The sequence below is a fragment of the Streptomyces sp. NPDC086077 genome (assembly GCF_040686175.1).
Taxonomy (GTDB): domain Bacteria; phylum Actinomycetota; class Actinomycetes; order Streptomycetales; family Streptomycetaceae; genus Streptomyces.
The window spans coordinates 1-18760 of record NZ_JBFBJT010000053.1; the positions used below are offsets into that span (position 1 = coordinate 1).

The following is an 18760-nucleotide window of genomic DNA, read 5'->3' on the forward strand; positions in this document are numbered from 1 at the left end:
GAAGTGCCCGCCACGCGCGCGCGTGCCGAGGCGCTGAGCGCCATCGGCGAGTCCCGCGCGGCCGCCGACGCGCACGCCGTCGCCAAGGCGGTCCCCGGCGGCCCGTCCGCCGTACGCGCCGCCGCCCGCCTGGTCCTCGACGACGCCGTCCGCCTCGACCCGCCCCTGGTGCTGGACTACGTGGCCCTGGTGGACCCCGAGGACTTCACCGAGATCGAGGACGACTTCACGGGAGAGGCCGTCCTCGCGGTCGCCGCCAAGGTCGGCACGACCCGGCTGATCGACAACGTCCCCCTCACCTTCGGAGCCGCCTCGTGACCAGCACAGGCATACGACTGCACGCCCCCGCTCCGGGCTGGTCCATCTCCGCGGACGTCGTGGTCGTCGGCTCCGGCGTCGCCGGCCTGACGGCGGCGCTGCGCTGCGAGGCCGCCGGCCTGCGCACGGTCGTCGTGACCAAGGCGCGCCTCGACGACGGCTCCACCCGCTGGGCGCAGGGCGGCATCGCCGCGGCCCTGGGCGAGGGCGACAGCCCCGAACAGCACCTGGACGACACCCTGGTGGCCGGCGCCGGGCTGTGCGACGTGGACGCGGTGCGGATCCTCGTCACCGAGGGCCCCGACGCCGTACGCCGCCTGATCGAGACCGGCGCGCACTTCGACGAGTCCACCGAGGGCGAACTGGCGCTCACCCGCGAGGGCGGCCACCACCGCCGCCGTATCGCCCACGCGGGCGGCGACGCGACCGGCGCGGAGATCTCCCGTGCCCTCGTGGAGGCGGTACGCGCGCGTGGCCTGCGCACGATCGAGAACGCCCTGGTCCTGGACCTCCTCACGGACGCCGACGGCCGCACGGCGGGCGTCACCCTGCACGTCATGGGCGAGGGCCAGCACGACGGCGTGGGCGCGGTGCACGCGCCGGCGGTGGTGCTCGCGACCGGCGGCATGGGCCAGGTCTTCTCGGCGACGACCAACCCCTCGGTCTCCACCGGCGACGGCGTGGCCCTCGCCCTGCGCGCGGGCGCGGAGGTCAGCGACCTCGAATTCGTCCAGTTCCATCCCACGGTGCTGTTCCTGGGCCCGGAGGCGGAGGGCCAGCAGCCCCTGGTCTCCGAGGCGGTACGGGGCGAGGGCGCGCACCTGGTGGACGCCGGCGGCGTGCGCTTCATGGTGGGGCAGCACGAACTCGCCGAACTCGCTCCCCGGGACATCGTCGCCAAGGGCATCATGCGGCGTATGCAGGAGCAGGCCGCCGAACACATGTTCCTCGACGCCCGGCACTTCGGCGCCGACATGTGGGAGCACCGCTTCCCCACGATCCTCGCCGCCTGCCGCGCCCACGACATCGACCCGGTCCACCAACCGATCCCGATCGCCCCGGCCGCCCACTACGCCTCCGGGGGCGTTCGCACGGACTCCCAGGGCCGCACGACGGTCCCCGGGCTCTACGCGTGCGGGGAGGTCGCCTGCACCGGCGTGCACGGCGCCAACCGGCTGGCCTCCAACAGCCTCCTCGAAGGCCTGGTCTACGCGGAGCGCATCGCCCACGACATCGCGGTGACCCACCGCCGCGACGGCCTCCACGCGCGCGTGCCGGCCCCCCTCCTGCACCCGGAGCAGCCCGCGCACCCCCTCCTCGCCCCCGAGGACCGCTTCACGATCCAGCGGATCATGGCCGAGGGCGCCGGGGTCCTGCGCTCCGCCGACTCCCTCACCAAGGCGGCCGAGCAACTCCACCGCCTGCACGCCGACGCCCGTGAGGCCCTGCACGAGAACGGCAAGACGGCCGAGCCCGGCGTGGACACCTGGGAGGCCACCAACCTCCTGTGCGTGGCCCGCGTCCTGGTGGCCGCCGCACGGCTCCGCGAGGAGACCCGGGGCTGCCACTGGCGGGAGGACCACCCCGACCGTGACGACAGCGCGTGGCACCGCCACATCGTCGTAAGGCTTAATCCGGACCGCACACTCGCCGTACGCACCACCGATACCGCAGACTTCCCCCCAACCCTCCCCCAAGCTCTCGGCTCCGCTCGAGCAGGGGGCACCCCCATGCACCACCCGGCGCACCGTCCCCAGGAGCAGTGACAGCAGTGAGCACCCCCGACGTTCCCCTCGTCCCGTCCGACGGCTGCGGTGACGGCTGCGCCTGCGGCGCCGGCGAGGAATACCTGGAGTGCGGCCTCGACCCCGCGCTCGCCCAGCTCCTGGCCGACGCCGGACTCGACCCCGTGGAGGTCGAGGACATCGCCAACATGGCCGTCCAGGAGGACCTCGCGGGCGGCGTGGACGTGACGACGGTCGCGACCATCCCCGAGGACGCGGTGGCGACGGCCGACTTCGTGGCACGCGAGGCGGGCGTCGTGGCGGGCCTGCGGGTCGCCGAGGCCGTGATGTCGATCGTCTGCGAGGACGAGTTCGAGGTCGAGCGGCACGTCGAGGACGGCGACCGCGTGACGGAGGGCCAGAAGCTCCTCTCCCTCACCACCCGCACCCGGGACCTGCTCACCGCCGAACGCAGCGCGCTCAACCTCCTGTGCCGCCTGTCGGGCATCGCGACGGCCACCCGCGCGTGGGCGGACGTACTCGACGGCACGACGGCGAAGGTCCGCGACACCCGCAAGACCACGCCGGGCCTGCGCTCCCTCGAGAAGTTCGCCGTCCGCTGCGGAGGCGGCGTCAACCACCGCATGTCCCTCTCCGACGCGGCCCTGGTCAAGGACAACCACGTGGTCGCGGCGGGCGGCGTCGCCCAGGCCTTCCAGGCCGTCCGGGAGACCTTCCCGGACGTCCCGATCGAGGTCGAGGTCGACACGCTGCACCAGCTCCGCGAGGTCGTGGACGCCGGCGCCGACCTGATCCTGCTGGACAACTTCACGCCGGGCGAATGCGAGGAGGCGGTCGCCCTCGTGCACGGCCGCGCGGCCCTGGAGGCATCCGGCCGCCTCACCCTCGACAACGCCAAGGCGTACGCCGACACCGGGGTCGACTACCTGGCCGTGGGTGCCCTGACGCACTCCGCGCCGATCCTGGACATCGGCCTGGATCTGCGAGCGGCGGAGTAGGGAGCGGGAACCGGCCATGCTGCTGACGATCGACGTAGGCAACACGCACACGGTCCTGGGCCTGTTCGACGGCGACGAGATCGTCGAGCACTGGCGCATCTCCACCGACGCCCGCCGCACGGCGGACGAGCTGGCGGTGCTCCTGCAGGGCCTGATGGGCATGCACCCGCTCCTCGGCGACGACCTGGGCGACGGCATCGACGGCATCGCGATCTGCGCGACGGTCCCCTCGGTGCTGCACGAACTGCGCGAGGTGACCCGCCGCTACTACGGTGACGTCCCCGCCGTCCTCGTCGAACCGGGCGTCAAGACGGGCGTCCCGATCCTCACGGACAACCCCAAGGAGGTCGGCGCCGACCGCATCATCAACGCCGTGGCGGCGGTCGAACTCTTCGGCGGCCCGGCCATCGTGGTCGACTTCGGCACGGCGACGACGTTCGACGCGGTCAGCGCGCGCGGGGAGTACGTCGGCGGCGTCATCGCCCCCGGCATCGAGATCTCCGTCGAGGCCCTCGGCGTCAGAGGCGCCCAGCTTCGCAAGATCGAGGTTGCCCGCCCCCGCAGCGTGATCGGCAAGAACACGGTCGAGGCCATGCAGTCCGGCATCGTCTACGGCTTCGCGGGCCAGGTCGACGGAGTCGTCAACCGTATGGCCCGTGAACTCGCGACCGACCCCGACGACGTCACAGTGATCGCAACGGGCGGGCTGGCCCCCATGGTCCTGGGCGAATCCTCGGTCATCGACGAACACGAACCGTGGCTGACCCTGATAGGCCTCCGCCTGGTCTACGAACGCAACGTCTCCCGCATGTAGCCCGGCGCGACGGCTGCCGCCGCACCCGCCCACGGCGGGAAGGGGGCCCGTGCCGGACGAGAACCGCCCGCCGACACGGCGCCGCACCCGCGCACGGCGGGAAGGGGCCGTGCCGGGGGGTGTCCGCCCGCAGCGGTTGGCGCGTCGACACGGGCGCGTCGGTGAGAGACCGATTCCGCGCCGTTCCGAGGACGGACACCCCCCGGCACGGCCCCGACGTGAACCGCACCTCGGGCGCCACAGCAACCAAGCACCCACCCGCACAGGCCGCCGCAGGCACCCCCACGCCCCCGACCACCCGAATGGCACTCACGCCACACCCGCCCTCCTACCACCCGGTTTGTCTGATTAGCGCGTATCGTCGCCGCATGCCCACGCCACACGGATCCCGCGGCGGCATGGCGTTCGGTGCGGCGGAGCTGCGTGTGCTCCGACGCGCTCTCGCCCTTGCCCTCCACCCCGGCCAGACCTCGGCCGAGGACGTCCAGGACTGCCATCGCCTGGCCGAGTCGCTCGACGAGGCAATGCGCGAGGGCGCCCGCCTGCGGGCCTTCCTCGTGGCCGACCTGGCCCGCTACCGCGCCGCCCTCCCAGGCACCGCGGCCGGCTACCTCACGCTCCTGGAGGAGGCCCTGCGTGCCGGACACCGCCCCCATCCCGACGACCTGGCCGCCCTCCGCGCCCTCCGCGGCAACCCCACAGCCGCCGCGCTCATGGACCACTGTCAGCGCCTCGCCGAACTGGACGTCCGCGCGCGCCTCACCCGCAGCGCTCTCCCGTCCACCCCCACCCCGGCACTCACCCCCACGCCCCGTATCCCGGCCACCCGCACCCACCTCCACGCCCTCCCCGGCGGCCTGGCGACCCTCACGTGCGCCCCCACTCCCCACGCCGACGCGGAGAACCCCGCCGCGAAACCGGAGCGCAAACCCGAGAAGCGGCCGGCCGAGAAGCCGGCCCCACCCTCCCCGGCCACCCCCGGACCCGCCCCGAAGCCCACCCGCCGCCCCATCCCCACCCCGGGCGAGGTCTTCCCCCGTCGCAAGCCACCCCAGCCCCCGGCGACGCCTTCACAGCAACTCGCGGCGGTCTGAAGTCCAGGCGCGGCCCCGGGCACCCGGCCCGGCCGCCCGCCACTACCCTGGACCCATGGACTACGTCTCCGCGCTTCTCCCCCCGGCCGTCATGGCCGTCTTCTTCGTCGGCGTGATCCGGGTGATCGTGAAGACCCAGGGCGGCGCCAACAAGGCCAAGGAGGACGCGGCCGTCGACGCCGCCCTCGCCCGCACGGAGGGCGCCCGCAGGCCCTCCGCGGCAGGCGACGCCTGACAGGCGGCACCGCCCCAGCCGAAGCGCCTCCGCCCCACCGGCGCCACCCAGGGCGTACGACTCCCCTTCAGGGTCGTACGCCCTTTTTGTTCTCCGGTGCACAGAAAAGTTCCTGTCCAGCACGCCATAACCCGGATTTACCACTATTGTGCTGAACTGTGCCTCGCCCATTGGGAGAACTCGAAGACGCGGTCATGACGCGGGTGTGGAAGTGGAACCGCCCGGTGACCGTTCGAGAAGTCCTGGAAGATCTTCAGCAGGGACGGTCCATCGCCTACACCACGGTGATGACCGTTTTGGACAATCTCCATCAGAAGGGCTGGGTGCGCCGCGAGGCGGAAGGGCGGGCCTATCGATATGAGGCGGTCTCCACCCGAGCCGCCTACGCGGCGGCCCTGATGAACGACGCGTGGTCGCAGAGCGACAACGCCGCGGCCGCGCTGGTCGCCTTCTTCGGCATGATGAGCGAGGAACAGCGCCAGGCGCTGCGGGACGCGGTACGCATCGTGAACATCCCGGAAACCCCCGAGCCGACCTCCAGCCCCTCCGAGCCGCTCCAGGGCACCGGACGAGCCGAACGAGCCCAACCGCCCGAAGCCACGAATACCCGCCGCCCCGCTACCCAGGACGAGAACCGCACCGACATCCAGAACGACAACCACGCCGACAAGCCCGCCGGCCCCTCCGCCGAGATGTCCACGGACACGTCCACCGGCATCTCCGCCGAGAACCCCGGCTCCGCCCCGGAGGCCTCCGGGCGATAGCGTCCGCTCATGTCCGCAGAGAGCCCCTCCGCCGAGAACCCCGAAGTCACCGCTAAAGCCGTCACCGTCCGCCGGGCCCGGACCAGCGATGTCCCCGCCGTCCGCCGACTCCTTGACTCCTTCGTCCGCGGCGGCATCCTGCTCGACAAAGCCACGGTGACGCTTTACGAGGACATCCAGGAGTTCTGGGTCGCGGAACGGGACGACAACGCCGAGGTCGTCGGCTGCGGCGCACTGCACGTGATGTGGGAAGACCTCGCGGAAGTCCGCACTCTCGCCGTGAAGCCCGGCCTCAAGGGCGCAGGCGTCGGCCATCAGTTGCTGGAGAAGTTGCTGCAGACCGCCCGGTGGCTCGGTGTTCGCCGGGTTTTCTGTCTGACCTTCGAAGTCGACTTCTTCGGCAGGCACGGCTTCGTGGAGATCGGTGAGACCCCGGTGGACACCGATGTGTACGCGGAGCTGCTGCGTTCCTATGACGAGGGCGTCGCGGAGTTCCTGGGCCTCGAACGAGTGAAACCGAACACCTTGGGCAACAGCCGGATGCTTCTGCATCTGTGATCGCCGGGGTATGCCGACGGTTTGCGGGGGAGTATGCCAGGGGGATGTCGACGGGCTATGTCGGGGAGGTATGTCCGCCGGTATGCCCGAGGGTATGCCCGGAGTATTCCGCCCGAGCCCGCTGCCCGGGTTCCCTATGTCCGAAACGCGCATGTTTCAGGGCGAGGGCCGTCCACCGGTCTCTCCCGGGGGGTTTGTGTTTTTCCAGCAAAAGCGGTTTGCTTTCCGACGTACTGCAGTACTGCATATAACAGGGGGCGGCGAAACGGCGGACGCCGCAGACCCTCGGCCCTCAACGTTATCGATGAAAGGAAATGCGGTGGCACAGAAGGTTCAGGTCCTTCTTGTCGACGACCTCGACGGCGGCGAGGCGGACGAGACGGTGACGTTCGCGCTGGACGGTAAGACGTACGAGATCGATCTCACGACCACCAATGCGGACAAGTTGCGCAGCCTTCTTGACCCCTATGTGAAGGGTGGCCGGCGTACTGGCGGCCGTGCTTCCGGAGGGCGCGGCAAGGCGCGTGCCGCGTCCGGTGGCAGCCAGGACACCGCTGCGATCCGTGCGTGGGCGAAGGAGAACGGTTACGAGGTCAACGACCGTGGCCGTGTTCCCGCGTCCATTCGCGAGGCTTACGAGAAGGCCAACGGCTGAGCACACGCGCGTCGCAGCCGGATCCGGTGGCAGTGAGTCGCCACCGTGTCCAGCAGCCGTACGAGATCGGGGGCGCCCCCAAGGCCCCCCATGGCCGACAGTGTCGGCAGCGAGGGCTCGACCTCGCACCCCGGCTCGGGGGGCCGCAGCCACACAGCGGCCCCCTGCAGATAACCCCAGCGGCCCCCGTGACAGCCCCGGCAGTCCCCCTGACGGCCTCGGCCGTCCCCGTGACAGCCCCGGGAGCAGCCCCCGGGATCTCCGGAGCCCCCACCCCCCTCGGGGCCCGCGACGAGCTCCTCGCCGATCCAGCCGGCCGCGTCACCGCCCTGCGGAAGCGGAGCCTCCGTGGAGGCGCTCCCGCCCTCGCCGCCGAGGACCCGCAGATCCAGCGGCACGCCACCCCACTCCAGCCAGTCCAGCACCCCCGGCAGCTCCTCCGCGCTCCCCGGCGCCACCAGCAGCCGCATCCGGTCGCCCTGGACGGCCACCGGAGACCCCGGAACAAGGTGCCGCAGGCCCGCGAGGCCCGCCTCGGCCGGTACGTCCAGGACGTCGAAGCGCGAGCCCACCGACAGGTGGAGCGGGGTGCCCGGCACGGTCGGCCAGCCCAGCTCGTGCTCGTACCACCGCCTCACCCGATCGCCATGATCGGAAGGGCGCCGTGGGGGCGGAACCCAGGGCATCGCGCCAACCATGCCAAGCGAAACCGTCAAAATCGCGTTCGAGTTACGCTGGGTGTTGCTGTTGATGCGCAGTGTGGCGGAAAAGGGGGCGTGTGGGGGTGCGGGGTGGCGCAAGGTTGTTCGCCCGTAGCGGAGGGAACGGGGGCGCACGGCATGGACTGTCAGTGCGAGCGGGTAAGACATCCCTAGTGAGAGGGGGCGACACGCAGGCAAGGCCGTCTCGCGTTCGCCATCGGCGTACTGATGGTGGGGGTAACTGCCTGGCCTGCGGGAACATCGTCTCGCACCATCGGGTTGGAGCAGATGTCGGCGTTCGGGGTCAGGAGGCCATCGACGGTGTCGGCAGTTGGAATGAGCGGTCCCCGCTTGCGGGACTAAGCTGCGGAAGGACAGGGAGGGGAAGTTCCCCCCACTGCCTGACCGCTCTGAGGAGCGATTAACGATGTTCGAGAGGTTCACCGACCGCGCGCGGCGGGTTGTCGTCCTGGCTCAGGAAGAAGCCCGGATGCTCAACCACAACTACATCGGCACCGAGCACATCCTCCTGGGCCTGATCCATGAGGGTGAGGGTGTCGCCGCCAAGGCCCTTGAGAGCCTCGGGATTTCGCTCGAGGCGGTCCGCCAGCAGGTGGAGGAGATCATCGGCCAGGGCCAGCAGGCCCCGTCCGGGCACATCCCCTTCACCCCCCGTGCCAAGAAGGTCCTGGAGCTGTCGCTCCGCGAGGCCCTTCAGCTGGGCCACAACTACATCGGCACGGAGCACATCCTGCTCGGCCTGATCCGTGAGGGCGAGGGCGTCGCCGCCCAGGTCCTGGTCAAGCTGGGCGCAGATCTGAACCGGGTGCGGCAGCAGGTGATCCAGCTGCTCTCCGGCTACCAGGGCAAGGAGACCGCCACCGCCGGCGGTCCTGCCGAGGGCACCCCCTCCACGTCCCTGGTCCTCGACCAGTTCGGCCGGAACCTCACCCAGGCCGCTCGTGAGTCCAAGCTCGACCCGGTCATCGGGCGCGAGAAGGAGATCGAGCGGGTCATGCAGGTGCTGTCCCGCCGTACGAAGAACAACCCGGTGCTGATCGGTGAGCCCGGCGTCGGCAAGACCGCCGTCGTCGAGGGCCTCGCTCAGGCCATCGTCAAGGGCGAGGTGCCCGAGACCCTCAAGGACAAGCACCTCTACACCCTGGACCTCGGCGCGCTCGTCGCCGGCTCCCGCTACCGCGGTGACTTCGAGGAGCGCCTGAAGAAGGTGCTCAAGGAGATCCGCACCCGCGGCGACATCATCCTGTTCATCGACGAGCTGCACACGCTGGTCGGTGCGGGTGCCGCCGAGGGCGCCATCGACGCCGCGAGCATCCTCAAGCCGATGCTGGCCCGTGGTGAGCTGCAGACCATCGGCGCCACCACGCTGGACGAGTACCGCAAGCACCTGGAGAAGGACGCGGCCCTGGAGCGCCGCTTCCAGCCCATCCAGGTCGCGGAGCCGTCCCTGCCGCACACCATCGAGATCCTCAAGGGTCTGCGGGACCGGTACGAGGCGCACCACCGCGTCTCCATCACGGACGAGGCACTGGTCCAGGCCGCCACCCTGGCCGACCGGTACATCTCGGACCGCTTCCTGCCGGACAAGGCGATCGACCTGATCGACGAGGCCGGTTCCCGGATGCGCATCCGCCGGATGACCGCTCCCCCGGACCTGCGCGAGTTCGACGAGAAGATCGCCGGTGTCCGCCGGGACAAGGAGTCCGCGATCGACTCGCAGGACTTCGAGAAGGCGGCCTCCCTGCGCGACAAGGAGAAGCAGCTCCTGGCCGCGAAGGCGAAGCGGGAGAAGGAGTGGAAGGCCGGCGACATGGACGTCGTCGCCGAGGTCGACGGCGAGCTGATCGCCGAGGTCCTCGCCACGGCCACCGGCATCCCGGTCTTCAAGCTGACCGAGGAGGAGTCCTCGCGTCTGCTCCGCATGGAGGACGAGCTCCACAAGCGGGTCATCGGCCAGGTCGACGCCGTCAAGGCGCTGTCGAAGGCGATCCGCCGTACGCGTGCCGGTCTGAAGGACCCGAAGCGTCCGGGTGGCTCGTTCATCTTCGCCGGTCCCTCCGGTGTCGGTAAGACCGAGCTGTCCAAGGCCCTCGCCGAGTTCCTCTTCGGCGACGAGGACGCGCTGATCTCCCTCGACATGTCGGAGTTCAGCGAAAAGCACACGGTGTCGCGTCTCTTCGGCTCGCCCCCCGGTTACGTGGGCTACGAAGAGGGTGGCCAGCTGACCGAGAAGGTCCGCCGCAAGCCGTTCTCCGTCGTCCTCTTCGACGAGGTGGAGAAGGCCCACCCGGACATCTTCAACTCGCTGCTGCAGATCCTGGAGGACGGTCGCCTGACCGACTCCCAGGGCCGGGTCGTCGACTTCAAGAACACGGTCATCATCATGACGACCAACCTCGGCACCCGGGACATCTCCAAGGGCTTCAACCTGGGCTTCGCGGCGCAGGGTGACACGAAGTCCAACTACGAGCGCATGAAGAACAAGGTCTCGGACGAGCTCAAGCAGCACTTCCGGCCCGAGTTCCTCAACCGCGTCGACGACGTGGTCGTCTTCCCGCAGCTGACCCAGGGCGACATCCTGCGGATCGTCGACCTGATGGTCGGCAAGGTGGACGAGCGCCTGAAGGACCGGGACATGGGCATCGAGCTCTCCCAGTCCGCCAAGGAGCTGCTGGCACAGAAGGGTTACGACCCCGTGCTGGGTGCCCGGCCGCTGCGCCGCACCATCCAGCGCGAGATCGAGGACTCCCTGTCGGAGAAGATCCTCTTCGGCGAGCTGCGTCCCGGCCACATCGTGGTCGTGGACACCGAGGGTGAGGGCGACAGCAAGACCTTCACCTTCCGCGGCGAGGAGAAGTCGGCCCTGCCGGACGTCCCGCCGATCGAGCAGGCGGCCGGCGGAGCGGGTCCGAACCTGAGCAAGGACGCGTAACGCCGCACACGTGAGGGGCCGGTGCCGTCGAGGCACCGGCCCCTTTCGCATGCCCGGGCGCTACGACAGCTGGCCGTCGTAGTCCGGCAGCTTGTACGTCTTCTCGGCGTGGCCGCCCGACAGGTCGGTGGTGTTGTTGCCGATGTTGGCGATGATCGTGTAGCCCTTGGACTCGATGTTCACCCGCTGGGCCGTCTTGTAGTCGGCGACGTTCTTGAAGAGGTCGAAAAAGCCGCGGACGTAGAGGCCGTCGACCTCGTAGCCGACCTGCTCCAGGTTCCACTCGGTGGGCAGATGGATGATGCCCGGGCGGGCGGTGACGAAGAAGATGTCGACGCCGCGCTCCTGGGCGTACTGCGCGACGTTCAGGGCGGGCTTGTTGGCCGGCTGCGGGAAGCTGAAGCCGAAGTCGGTCTCCAGCGTGGTGTTGTCGATGTCGAAGACGATCGCCTGCTTCTCGCCCGGCCCGGCCTGGGCGATCCGCTGCTTGAGGTACGGCAGTGCCTGGTCCATCACGGCCTGGCAGTCCCGCTGCCAGGTGGCGTAGTCGACGTCCGCGGCGGCGGTGGCCGCGGCGGTCGAGGCAGTGCTGGCGGCGGCCTCGACGGGGGCGGCGATGGCCACGAGGGCGGCCGCGGCGACGGTGGCGGCGGCGGTGCGGCTCGCCCAAGGGTGGCGTCTTGTCATCTGGGGGGTCCCTTCACGTCCGTACAGGTTCGTACGGGGCCGGCATGTCGTGTGCATGGTCGTGCGTGAGGGTGGCGCGAGGGGAACCGTAGGGTTACTGCACGGTAGGTGTACAGAGGTGTGCGTCACACAACGCCGCGGATTCTGCTCAACGACGGTGCCACCGGGAGGAGTTCGCGTACCCCGGCCGGTACCTCGGTGATGTCGGCGGCCAGGTTGATGGTGACCTCGCGCAGGTCGGGGAACAGGGCGCGCACACCTGAAATGTCCTCGGTGCCGTGGAAGTTGTTGAGGCGCAGCTTGGTGACCCCGGGCAGGGGTGGGCCCTGCCAGCCGACGAGCTCCCAGTTGATGCGCAGTTCCCGCAGGTTCGGGAGCCGGGCGATCTCCTCGTAGTCCTCCGGGTCCAGCGCTTCGTAGAGGGTGGCCAGGCTCAGTGCCCGCAGGGAGCGGAACCGGTGCAGGCCCCGCAGCCCGGTGTGCCGGAGAGCGAGCTTGGTGAAGCGCAGATAGCGCAGCGGCGGTTCCGCCGGAATGGCCTCGTCCAGGGACTCCGCCTCCAGCGGCACGCCGATGTCGAGCGAGTGCAGCGTCGTGGAATCGGCGAGGGCGAACATCGCGCCGGGGCGTACGAGGCCAGGCAGGTCGTGCAACGCCAGCCAGGCGAGCGGGATGCCGGCCAGCGGGCGGAGTTCCCGTACCTCCGGGCACTGGTGGATGGTCAGGTTGGTGAGCTGACGCAGCGCGGTCAGGCAGTTCAGGTCCCGTAGCCGGCCGTTGTTGCGGACACGCAGCTCCCGCACCTTCCGGGGCACCAGACCGGCGCTCAATTCCGCTTCCGTGATGTCGCCGACGACGTCGTTGGCCGCCCGGCCGCCCAGTTCACGCAGCTCACGCAGGTGCTCGCCGGAGTGGGCGGTGAAGAAGAGGTCGTCCTCGTCCAGGTGCGCGATGACGTCGTCGGCGTACCGCCGGGTCCCGAACCGGTGCCAGGTCCAGGACAGTTGGGCTCGCACGTCGAGCGACGGATGGGAGCGGAAGTGGGCGAGGACCGGCACCGCCGCCTCCGTACCGATCAGCGAAGCCGTGATGACGACCGCCCGCGCCTCCTCCTGCCCGAGCCCTTCCGGCCCGGGCAGCAGCTCCAGTGCCAGGGGGCCGACCGAGGCGAGGGCGCGGGCCTCCTCGACCGTCCGGGGCGGGATCAGGGTGGCGGCGTTCCGCTCGACCTCCTCCCGCACCCCGGGATCGATCTCGGTCGCGTGCTCCAGGGACGCCAGCGCGAGCAGCCCTACCCGGGCGCGTGCCGCGCCCTCCAGCCGGTGCGTCGAGGCCACCAACTCGCCCAGCAGCTGCGCCCGCTCCCGGGGACGGGCATGGGCCACCGCCATCCGGATCACGTCCGCCCACTGCTCGTCCGCCGCGCCCCGCACCAGCAGGCCGAAGTCCCCGTCCTCCACCGCCGCCTTCGCGCCCAGGTAGTCCTGGAAGGTGCGGTGGACGAACTCCACGGTGCCGGGGGACGGTTCGCGGAGCAGGCCGCTGCGGACCAGCAGATGCCTCAGGATCGCCGGGGCGTCGCCCTGCGAGGCCGCCGCCGGGAGGGACGGGAGGACGTCGGCGACCAGGCGCTCGGCCCGCTCGCGGTCCATCTCGGACTGGTCGTTGCGGATCAGCCAGTACGCGAGCCGCTGGAGCAACTGGATCTGGGGGAGCTCGGTGAGGTGGATGCCGCCGGGCCCGGCCATGTCCCGCTCCTCGTCCCGCCGTGCCAGCAGCATCGACAGGGCGGCGTCGTACAACTCCTGGCGGCCGTGAGGGAGATAGCCCCGCCGGTCCCGGTGCAGGGCGCAGATCAGACCGCACATCAGGGGGTTGGTGGCGAGGCGGCCCAGGTCGGGCTTGGTGCGGACGGCGTCGAGGAGCGTGCGTTCGTAGGCGTCGAGGCGGTCGCGGTCCTCGGGGGCGTCGGCGCGGGCGGCGGTGTGCCAGCGCGTGACGAAGGCGGCCACGTCGTCCGTGTTCATCGGGGTCAGCGTCAGCTCGGTGAAGCCGTCGGGCGCGAGCCAGTCCTCCCGTACGGCTGAGGGACGGGAGGTGACCAGCCACTGGTTGCCGGGATAGACGTCCAGCAGGTCGCGCAGCCAGCGGCGGGTGCGTTCACGCTCGCGTTCCGGGATCTCGTCGATGCCGTCCACCAGAAGCAGTCCCCGGCCCGCGCCGAGCACGTGGTCCGCCCAGCCGTCCGGCTGGTTCGCGTGGAAGGGGACGCGTACGGCGGACAGGAAGGCGTCGGGTGCCGGGAGGCCGTCGGGGCGGCGGACCAGGGTGCGCAGCGGCAGGACGAACGGGACGCGGTCGCCGCGCGCGCCCCGGGCCGCGGTGACCGCGACCCACTGGACGAGCGTGGTCTTGCCGGAGCCGGCCACCCCGCGCAGCAGCACGCGGTCGTGCTCGGCGAAGGCCTGTTCGGCGGGGAGCGTGAGGGTGGCCGAGGGCAGGCCGTCGGGGCCGGCCGTCTCGCCGTCGGCGGCCGGGCGCAGGGCCTGGAGACTGAGGTAGGCGGCGTCGAGGGGCCAGCGGTCGGGGGAGTTGACCAGGTCGATGCCGTAGATGGTGAGGTGGCCGTGCTTCGTGGTGACGTACGTCATATAGCGTTGCTCGAAGGCGCTGTCGGAGGCCGGTGCGGTGCGGGCGAGCAGGGCGTCGATCTTGCCGACCAGCTCGCGCTGGCGGCGGGACTGCTCGACCAGGGTGCGGGCGACGAAGGTCGAGCGCTGGGTGAAGAAGTGCAGGATGTGCAGGCATGCGGTGGTGAGCGTGCCGAGGTAGAAGTGGGCCGCGTCGAGGGAGAGCTCGCGGTCCGGCGTGCCGCTCGCGGCGCGCAGCCGTGCGGCCAAGGCCTCGTGGCCGAGCTCGACCGCCTGTACGTCGGTCATGTCCAGCTCGCCGAGGGCGTACAGGGTGTCGGCGAGGGCGTGCGCCACGGGCTCTTCCTCGGCCGTCGGCAAGCGGCGCTCCCCGCCGCCCTTCTGCGCCTGCCGGACCAGCTCCGTGGCCAGCTGGGTGAGGTCCCCGCGGTCCAGTCGCCGCTTCTCGCCGCGGAACGAGACGTACGAGGAGATCCGCACCGGCCGTTCCACGAGCCCGGCGCCCGTGCCCTCGGTCACGAACAGCTTCTTCACGAGCGGCACGGCCACGGCCGACGCCAGCCGCACGCCGATGACCGACGGTTCCACCCGGCCTCCCCCTGAGCCCTGTTGGCAGGAGACAGCAGAGTAGCGCCGGTCACATTCCGGGGTGCCGGGAGCCTGCCCGCCGGTGACATGCCGCACAGGCGATTTGTCCGGTACTAACCGGAATAGGGGTGGGATGGATTTGGACAAACGGGACTTTCCACTCACAACTCACGTGTCGGAAAGCCTACTTCAGGCCAACCATTCGAAATGTCGGCACTGTCAAGAGTCCCGGTGATGCGCCCGAATCTACTAGGTTCCGTAGTAGGTCACACGTTTTGGCCTGACCGGGCGCGACAGGTACCAAGGGATGGCCCGCCCGGCAAAAGGCTTTTGCGCCGAGCGGTTCCTTCTGTCCCCGTCCCATGAGGTTTCGCATGTTCACGCGTGTCACGTCCCGTTCGTCCCGTACGCCCCAGCTCCGCACTCGCGCGGCCGTGCTGGCCGCCGGTATCGGCGCCTCGGTCGTGCTGGGGGCCGGGGTCGCGGCCGCCGCCAACACCTCCACGGCCGCTGCCACGACCGCCACCACCGGTGTCGCGCACGCCGTTGAGGCGCAGGCCGCGGCTCAGGCGAAGGCGGCCACGGTCGCCGCCGCCAAGAAGGCGAACGCCAAGTCGGTCGCCGCGAAGAAGGCCGTCGGCTGGACCGCCCCGGTCAAGGGCTACAGCCTCAGTGCCAGCTACGCCCAGGCCGGCGGCATGTGGCAGTCCACTCACAGCGGGCAGGACTTCGCCGTCGCCACCGGCACCAAGGTCATGGCCGCGCACGGCGGTACGGTCGTCAAGGCCGGCGGCAACGGCGCCGGTGACGGCCCCGCGTACGGCAACGCCGTCGTCATCAAGCACGGCAACGGCACCTACTCGCAGTACGCCCACCTCTCGCGCATCGACGTGAAGGTCGGTCAGATCGTCGCCGGCGGTCAGCGCATCGCCCTGTCCGGCAACACCGGCAACTCCAGCGGCCCGCACCTGCACTTCGAGATCCGCACCTCCGCCAACTACGGCACGGCGATAGACCCGGTCGCCTTCCTGCGGACCAAGGGCATCACCCTCTGAGCGAGGGTGACCTAGGGCGCACCCCTGTGCGCCTGCGTCACCATGTCGACGGCGACTTCGAGGATGGCTTCGCGCTTCTCCTCGGGGTCGCCTTCGAGTTCCTGCATCACGAACACCATCCCGGCGTGCAGCGTGAAGATGGCGCTCACGCACCGGACCTGGTCGGCCAGGGTGGCGTCCCGGTCGATGATGATGTGACGCAGGCCCTTCATGCGTTCCTTGAAGAGGTCGCCGATGCGCAACTCCCGTACCGTCGCCTGGTTCTCGTGCATGAAGCGGAACAGCGGCCCGGCGGCGGTGAGGTACTCGCTGTAACGCCGTACGATCTGCTGCTTCGTCTCCAGGGTGTGCGGCTGGTGGCGGCCCCACTCGATCAGTTCGTCGATCGGCTGCATCACGTCGTCGAAGATGCCGACCAGGATCTCTTCCTTGGTCTTGAAGTGGTAGTAGAGCGCCGCCTTGGTCACGTCCAGGCGCTCGGCGATCTCGCGCAGCGATGTCTTCTCGTAGCCCTGCTCGGCGAAGAGGTCCAGGGCCACGTCCTGGATGCGCTGGCGGGTATCGCCCCGTCGGCGCTGCTTGGTGCCGTCCATCCTGCCGCCCGTCCTCGCGCTTGCCCGGCCACTCCCTGGCAAGGAAAAACTTACTTGACGCCCGACTAGTTCGCGAGCTACGTTCTCGCGGTAACTAGCCGGGCGGCAAGTAAGTTGGGGGAGCGGTGCAAGAGGGGAAGCAACCGAGGAGCGTGCGGGTGGTCCTGCTCGCCCTGATGATCGCGATGATGCTCGCGATGCTCGACAACATGATCATCGGTACGGCGATGCCGACGATCGTGGGCGATCTGGGCGGCCTGGAACACCTGTCCTGGGTGGTGACCTCATACACCCTGGCGACCGCCGCCTCCACCCCGATCTGGGGCAAACTCGGCGACATGTACGGGCGCAAGGGCGTCTTCCTGAGCTCGATCGTGCTCTTCCTGATCGGCTCGGTGCTCAGCGGCATGGCCCAGGACATGGGGCAGCTGATCGCGTTCCGGGCCGTGCAGGGGCTGGGCGCCGGCGGTCTCATGGTCGGCGTCATGGCGATCATCGGTGACCTGATACCGCCCCGGGAGCGCGGCAAGTACCAGGGCATGATGGCCGGCGTCATGGCGCTGGCGATGATCGGCGGCCCGCTGGTCGGCGGCACCATCACCGACCACTGGGGCTGGCGCTGGACCTTCTACATCAACCTGCCGCTCGGCGCGGTGGCGCTGATCGCCATCACCGCCGTGCTGCATCTGCCGAAGAAGCGCTCCGAGGCCCGGATCGACTACCTGGGCGCAGCGCTGCTGACCGTCGGCATCACCGCGATCGTGCTCGTCACCACCTGGGGCGGTACGGAGTACGCCTGGACGTCGGCCGTGATCATGGAGCTGATCGGGCTCGGCGTCGCCGCGCTGGCAGGGTTCGTCTTCCGGCAGACGCGGGCCGCCGAGCCGATCCTGCCGCTGCACATCTTCCGCAGCCGGAACTTCACGCTGATGTCCTTCATCGGGTTCGTCGTCGGCTTCGTGATGTTCGGCGCGACCCTCTTCCTGCCGCTCTACCAGCAGTCCGTGCAGGGAGCGTCCGCGACCAACTCCGGACTGCTGCTGCTGCCGATGCTGGGCGCGATGCTCGTCATGTCGATGGTGGCCGGGCGGGTGACCACGCAGACCGGGCGCTACAAGCTGTTTCCGGTGGCGGGCGGTGCGCTGATGGTCGTCGGCCTGTATCTGCTGTCCCTGATGGACACGGAGACCTCGCGGCTGACGTCCGGCGTGTACATGGCCGTGGTCGGGCTCGGCATGGGCTGCCTGATGCAGATCACCATGCTGATAGCGCAGAACAGCGTGGAGATGAAGGACATGGGCGTCGCGTCCTCCTCCACCACCCTCTTCCGTACCCTCGGCTCCTCCTTCGGTGTCGCGATCATGGGCGCGCTCTTCAACCACCGGGTCCAGGACGAGATGGCCCGGCGGGCCGGCGCACTGGGCTCCAGGATGACCGAGCAGTCCGCCCAGCTGGACGCCGCGAGCCTGGCCAAGCTGCCGGAGGCGGCCCGCGAGGCGTACCAGTACGCGGTGACGTCCGGGACGCACGGGGCCTTCCTGCTGGGCGCGGTGGTGGCCGTGCCGGCACTGATCGCGGCGGTGTTCGTGAAGGAGGTTCCGCTGAAGGGGGCGGGGCCGAAGGACGAGGCGGAGCCGGCGGTGGCGCCGGTGACTGAAGCGGTCTGAGTCTCCGGTGGGTGCGGGGTGCGGAGGGCCCAAGGCGGGGTGCGGGGTAAGGCGTCGGCGGGCGATGCGCCGGCGGCCGGTCGCGGAGCCCGGCCGTGATGTCGGTGCCCCGTGTCACCATCGGTCCATGGACAAGACACGTCAGCTGCGGCTGGCGAAGGACGCGATGGACCGTGACTGGGCCGACCCCGCACTCGACCTGGCCGCGGTCGCCGCGCACGCCGGGTACTCGCGGTACCACTTCGTCCGCGCCTTCAAGGAGGCGTACGGCGAGACACCCGGCCAGTACCTCACCCACCGCCGGATCGAGCGGGCCGAGGACCTGCTGCGCGCCGCCGACCTCACCGTGACGGAGATCTGCACCCTGGTCGGCTTCAGCAGCCTCGGCACCTTCTCGACCCGCTTCAAGGCGCGGACCGGCCTGACGCCGAGCGAGTACCGGACGACGCACGTCCGCAGCGGGGCGGCCCTGATACCCGGGTGCTACGCGATGCTATGGGCCGGCGGCTTCCCGCGCCGCGCGCCGGTGGAGCCGGTGACGGCGCTGTGAGGGCTCCCAAGCAGACCACCGGAGTCCTGACCGCCCATGCTGGGGCGGCGGCGCGCCGCTCCAGCATGGGCGGTCAGCGGCGCCACGCCGACAGCGGCCGCGTCTTGAACGGGTCGACCGACCTCGTACTCCAC

General features: G+C 70.3%; 17 protein-coding genes. 13 read left to right on the top strand and 4 right to left on the bottom strand.

Going from position 1 to position 18760, the window contains the following annotated elements:
• The 9 genes from AB0O67_RS17405 to AB0O67_RS17445 form a co-directional block, all read left to right on the top strand.
• On the top strand, positions 1 to 318 hold a 318-nt coding region (locus AB0O67_RS17405; protein WP_365450863.1), incomplete at its 5' end, for a pantoate--beta-alanine ligase.
• Positions 315 to 2084 (top strand): L-aspartate oxidase, encoded by a 1770-nt coding sequence (locus tag AB0O67_RS17410; RefSeq protein ID WP_365450865.1) that lies wholly within the window; start codon positions 315 to 317, stop codon positions 2082 to 2084. The genes AB0O67_RS17405 and AB0O67_RS17410, both read left to right, overlap by 4 nt.
• A 5-nt stretch (positions 2085 to 2089) precedes the next feature.
• Positions 2090 to 3061 carry a carboxylating nicotinate-nucleotide diphosphorylase gene (gene nadC / locus AB0O67_RS17415; protein WP_365450867.1) on the top strand — a complete coding sequence of 324 codons (972 nt, stop codon included), beginning with the start codon at positions 2090 to 2092 and terminating at the stop codon, positions 3059 to 3061.
• A gap of 16 nt (positions 3062 to 3077) precedes the next feature.
• A complete protein-coding gene (locus AB0O67_RS17420; RefSeq protein WP_365450869.1) occupies positions 3078 to 3875 on the top strand; it encodes a type III pantothenate kinase in 798 nt (265 codons plus the stop codon).
• Between the two features lie 398 nt (positions 3876 to 4273).
• On the top strand, positions 4274 to 4969 hold the full coding sequence (locus tag AB0O67_RS17425) for a hypothetical protein (protein ID WP_365450939.1): 696 nt from the start codon (positions 4274 to 4276) through the stop codon (positions 4967 to 4969).
• 55 nt (positions 4970 to 5024) lie between these two features.
• Positions 5025 to 5204 (top strand): hypothetical protein, encoded by a 180-nt coding sequence (locus AB0O67_RS17430; RefSeq protein ID WP_365450871.1) that lies wholly within the window; start codon positions 5025 to 5027, stop codon positions 5202 to 5204.
• 194 nt (positions 5205 to 5398) lie between these two features.
• Entirely contained in the window at positions 5399 to 5968 is a 570-nt protein-coding gene (locus tag AB0O67_RS17435; RefSeq protein ID WP_365450941.1) for a BlaI/MecI/CopY family transcriptional regulator, read from the top strand.
• A gap of 9 nt (positions 5969 to 5977) precedes the next feature.
• Positions 5978 to 6526: an amino-acid N-acetyltransferase gene (locus AB0O67_RS17440; RefSeq protein ID WP_365450873.1), complete on the top strand. Its 549-nt coding sequence runs from the start codon at positions 5978 to 5980 to the stop codon at positions 6524 to 6526.
• 319 nt (positions 6527 to 6845) lie between these two features.
• A complete protein-coding gene (locus AB0O67_RS17445) occupies positions 6846 to 7181 on the top strand; it encodes an Lsr2 family protein (protein ID WP_365450875.1) in 336 nt (111 codons plus the stop codon).
• On the opposite strand, the gene AB0O67_RS17450 is transcribed toward AB0O67_RS17445, so the two are convergent.
• On the bottom strand, positions 7160 to 7867 hold the full coding sequence (locus tag AB0O67_RS17450) for an SCO3374 family protein (protein ID WP_365450877.1): 708 nt from the start codon (positions 7865 to 7867) through the stop codon (positions 7160 to 7162). The genes AB0O67_RS17445 and AB0O67_RS17450 overlap by 22 nt on opposite strands.
• A gap of 442 nt (positions 7868 to 8309) precedes the next feature.
• Between AB0O67_RS17450 and AB0O67_RS17455 the strand changes: the two genes are divergently transcribed.
• A complete protein-coding gene (locus AB0O67_RS17455; RefSeq protein ID WP_365450879.1) occupies positions 8310 to 10835 on the top strand; it encodes an ATP-dependent Clp protease ATP-binding subunit in 2526 nt (841 codons plus the stop codon).
• Between the two features lie 60 nt (positions 10836 to 10895).
• Here the strand turns inward: AB0O67_RS17455 and AB0O67_RS17460 are convergent, their stop codons facing one another.
• Together AB0O67_RS17460 and AB0O67_RS17465 are read right to left on the bottom strand one after the other, a co-directional pair.
• Positions 10896 to 11522: an HAD family acid phosphatase gene (locus AB0O67_RS17460; RefSeq protein ID WP_365450881.1), complete on the bottom strand. Its 627-nt coding sequence runs from the start codon at positions 11520 to 11522 to the stop codon at positions 10896 to 10898.
• A 125-nt stretch (positions 11523 to 11647) separates the two neighbouring features.
• A complete protein-coding gene (locus AB0O67_RS17465; protein WP_365450883.1) occupies positions 11648 to 14761 on the bottom strand; it encodes an NACHT domain-containing protein in 3114 nt (1037 codons plus the stop codon).
• A gap of 374 nt (positions 14762 to 15135) precedes the next feature.
• Here AB0O67_RS17465 and AB0O67_RS17470 point away from each other — a divergent pair, with 374 nt between their 5' ends.
• A complete protein-coding gene (locus tag AB0O67_RS17470; RefSeq protein ID WP_365450885.1) occupies positions 15136 to 15816 on the top strand; it encodes a M23 family metallopeptidase in 681 nt (226 codons plus the stop codon).
• 11 nt (positions 15817 to 15827) lie between these two features.
• Here the strand turns inward: AB0O67_RS17470 and AB0O67_RS17475 are convergent, their stop codons facing one another.
• On the bottom strand, positions 15828 to 16409 hold the full coding sequence (locus AB0O67_RS17475; protein ID WP_365450887.1) for a TetR/AcrR family transcriptional regulator: 582 nt from the start codon (positions 16407 to 16409) through the stop codon (positions 15828 to 15830).
• A 158-nt stretch (positions 16410 to 16567) separates the two neighbouring features.
• Between AB0O67_RS17475 and AB0O67_RS17480 the strand changes: the two genes are divergently transcribed.
• Both AB0O67_RS17480 and AB0O67_RS17485 read left to right on the top strand, forming a co-directional pair.
• Entirely contained in the window at positions 16568 to 18076 is a 1509-nt protein-coding gene (locus AB0O67_RS17480) for an MDR family MFS transporter (protein ID WP_365450889.1), read from the top strand.
• 127 nt (positions 18077 to 18203) lie between these two features.
• Complete coding sequence (locus AB0O67_RS17485) at positions 18204 to 18626, top strand: helix-turn-helix transcriptional regulator (RefSeq protein WP_365450891.1); 423 nt, start codon at positions 18204 to 18206, stop codon at positions 18624 to 18626.
• Positions 18627 to 18760: the final 134 nt, after the last annotated feature.

Coding starts and splice junctions, on each gene's coding strand:
- AB0O67_RS17450 (WP_365450877.1), bottom strand. CDS start 7,867: ATGCCCTGGGTTCCGCCCCCACGGCGCCCTTCCGATCATGGCGATCGG.
- AB0O67_RS17470 (WP_365450885.1), top strand. CDS start 15,136: ATGTTCACGCGTGTCACGTCCCGTTCGTCCCGTACGCCCCAGCTCCGC.
- AB0O67_RS17420 (WP_365450869.1), top strand. CDS start 3,078: ATGCTGCTGACGATCGACGTAGGCAACACGCACACGGTCCTGGGCCTG.
- AB0O67_RS17460 (WP_365450881.1), bottom strand. CDS start 11,522: ATGACAAGACGCCACCCTTGGGCGAGCCGCACCGCCGCCGCCACCGTC.
- AB0O67_RS17485 (WP_365450891.1), top strand. CDS start 18,204: ATGGACAAGACACGTCAGCTGCGGCTGGCGAAGGACGCGATGGACCGT.
- AB0O67_RS17475 (WP_365450887.1), bottom strand. CDS start 16,409: ATGGACGGCACCAAGCAGCGCCGACGGGGCGATACCCGCCAGCGCATC.
- AB0O67_RS17435 (WP_365450941.1), top strand. CDS start 5,399: ATGACGCGGGTGTGGAAGTGGAACCGCCCGGTGACCGTTCGAGAAGTC.
- AB0O67_RS17425 (WP_365450939.1), top strand. CDS start 4,274: ATGGCGTTCGGTGCGGCGGAGCTGCGTGTGCTCCGACGCGCTCTCGCC.
- AB0O67_RS17430 (WP_365450871.1), top strand. CDS start 5,025: ATGGACTACGTCTCCGCGCTTCTCCCCCCGGCCGTCATGGCCGTCTTC.
- AB0O67_RS17440 (WP_365450873.1), top strand. CDS start 5,978: ATGTCCGCAGAGAGCCCCTCCGCCGAGAACCCCGAAGTCACCGCTAAA.
- AB0O67_RS17455 (WP_365450879.1), top strand. CDS start 8,310: ATGTTCGAGAGGTTCACCGACCGCGCGCGGCGGGTTGTCGTCCTGGCT.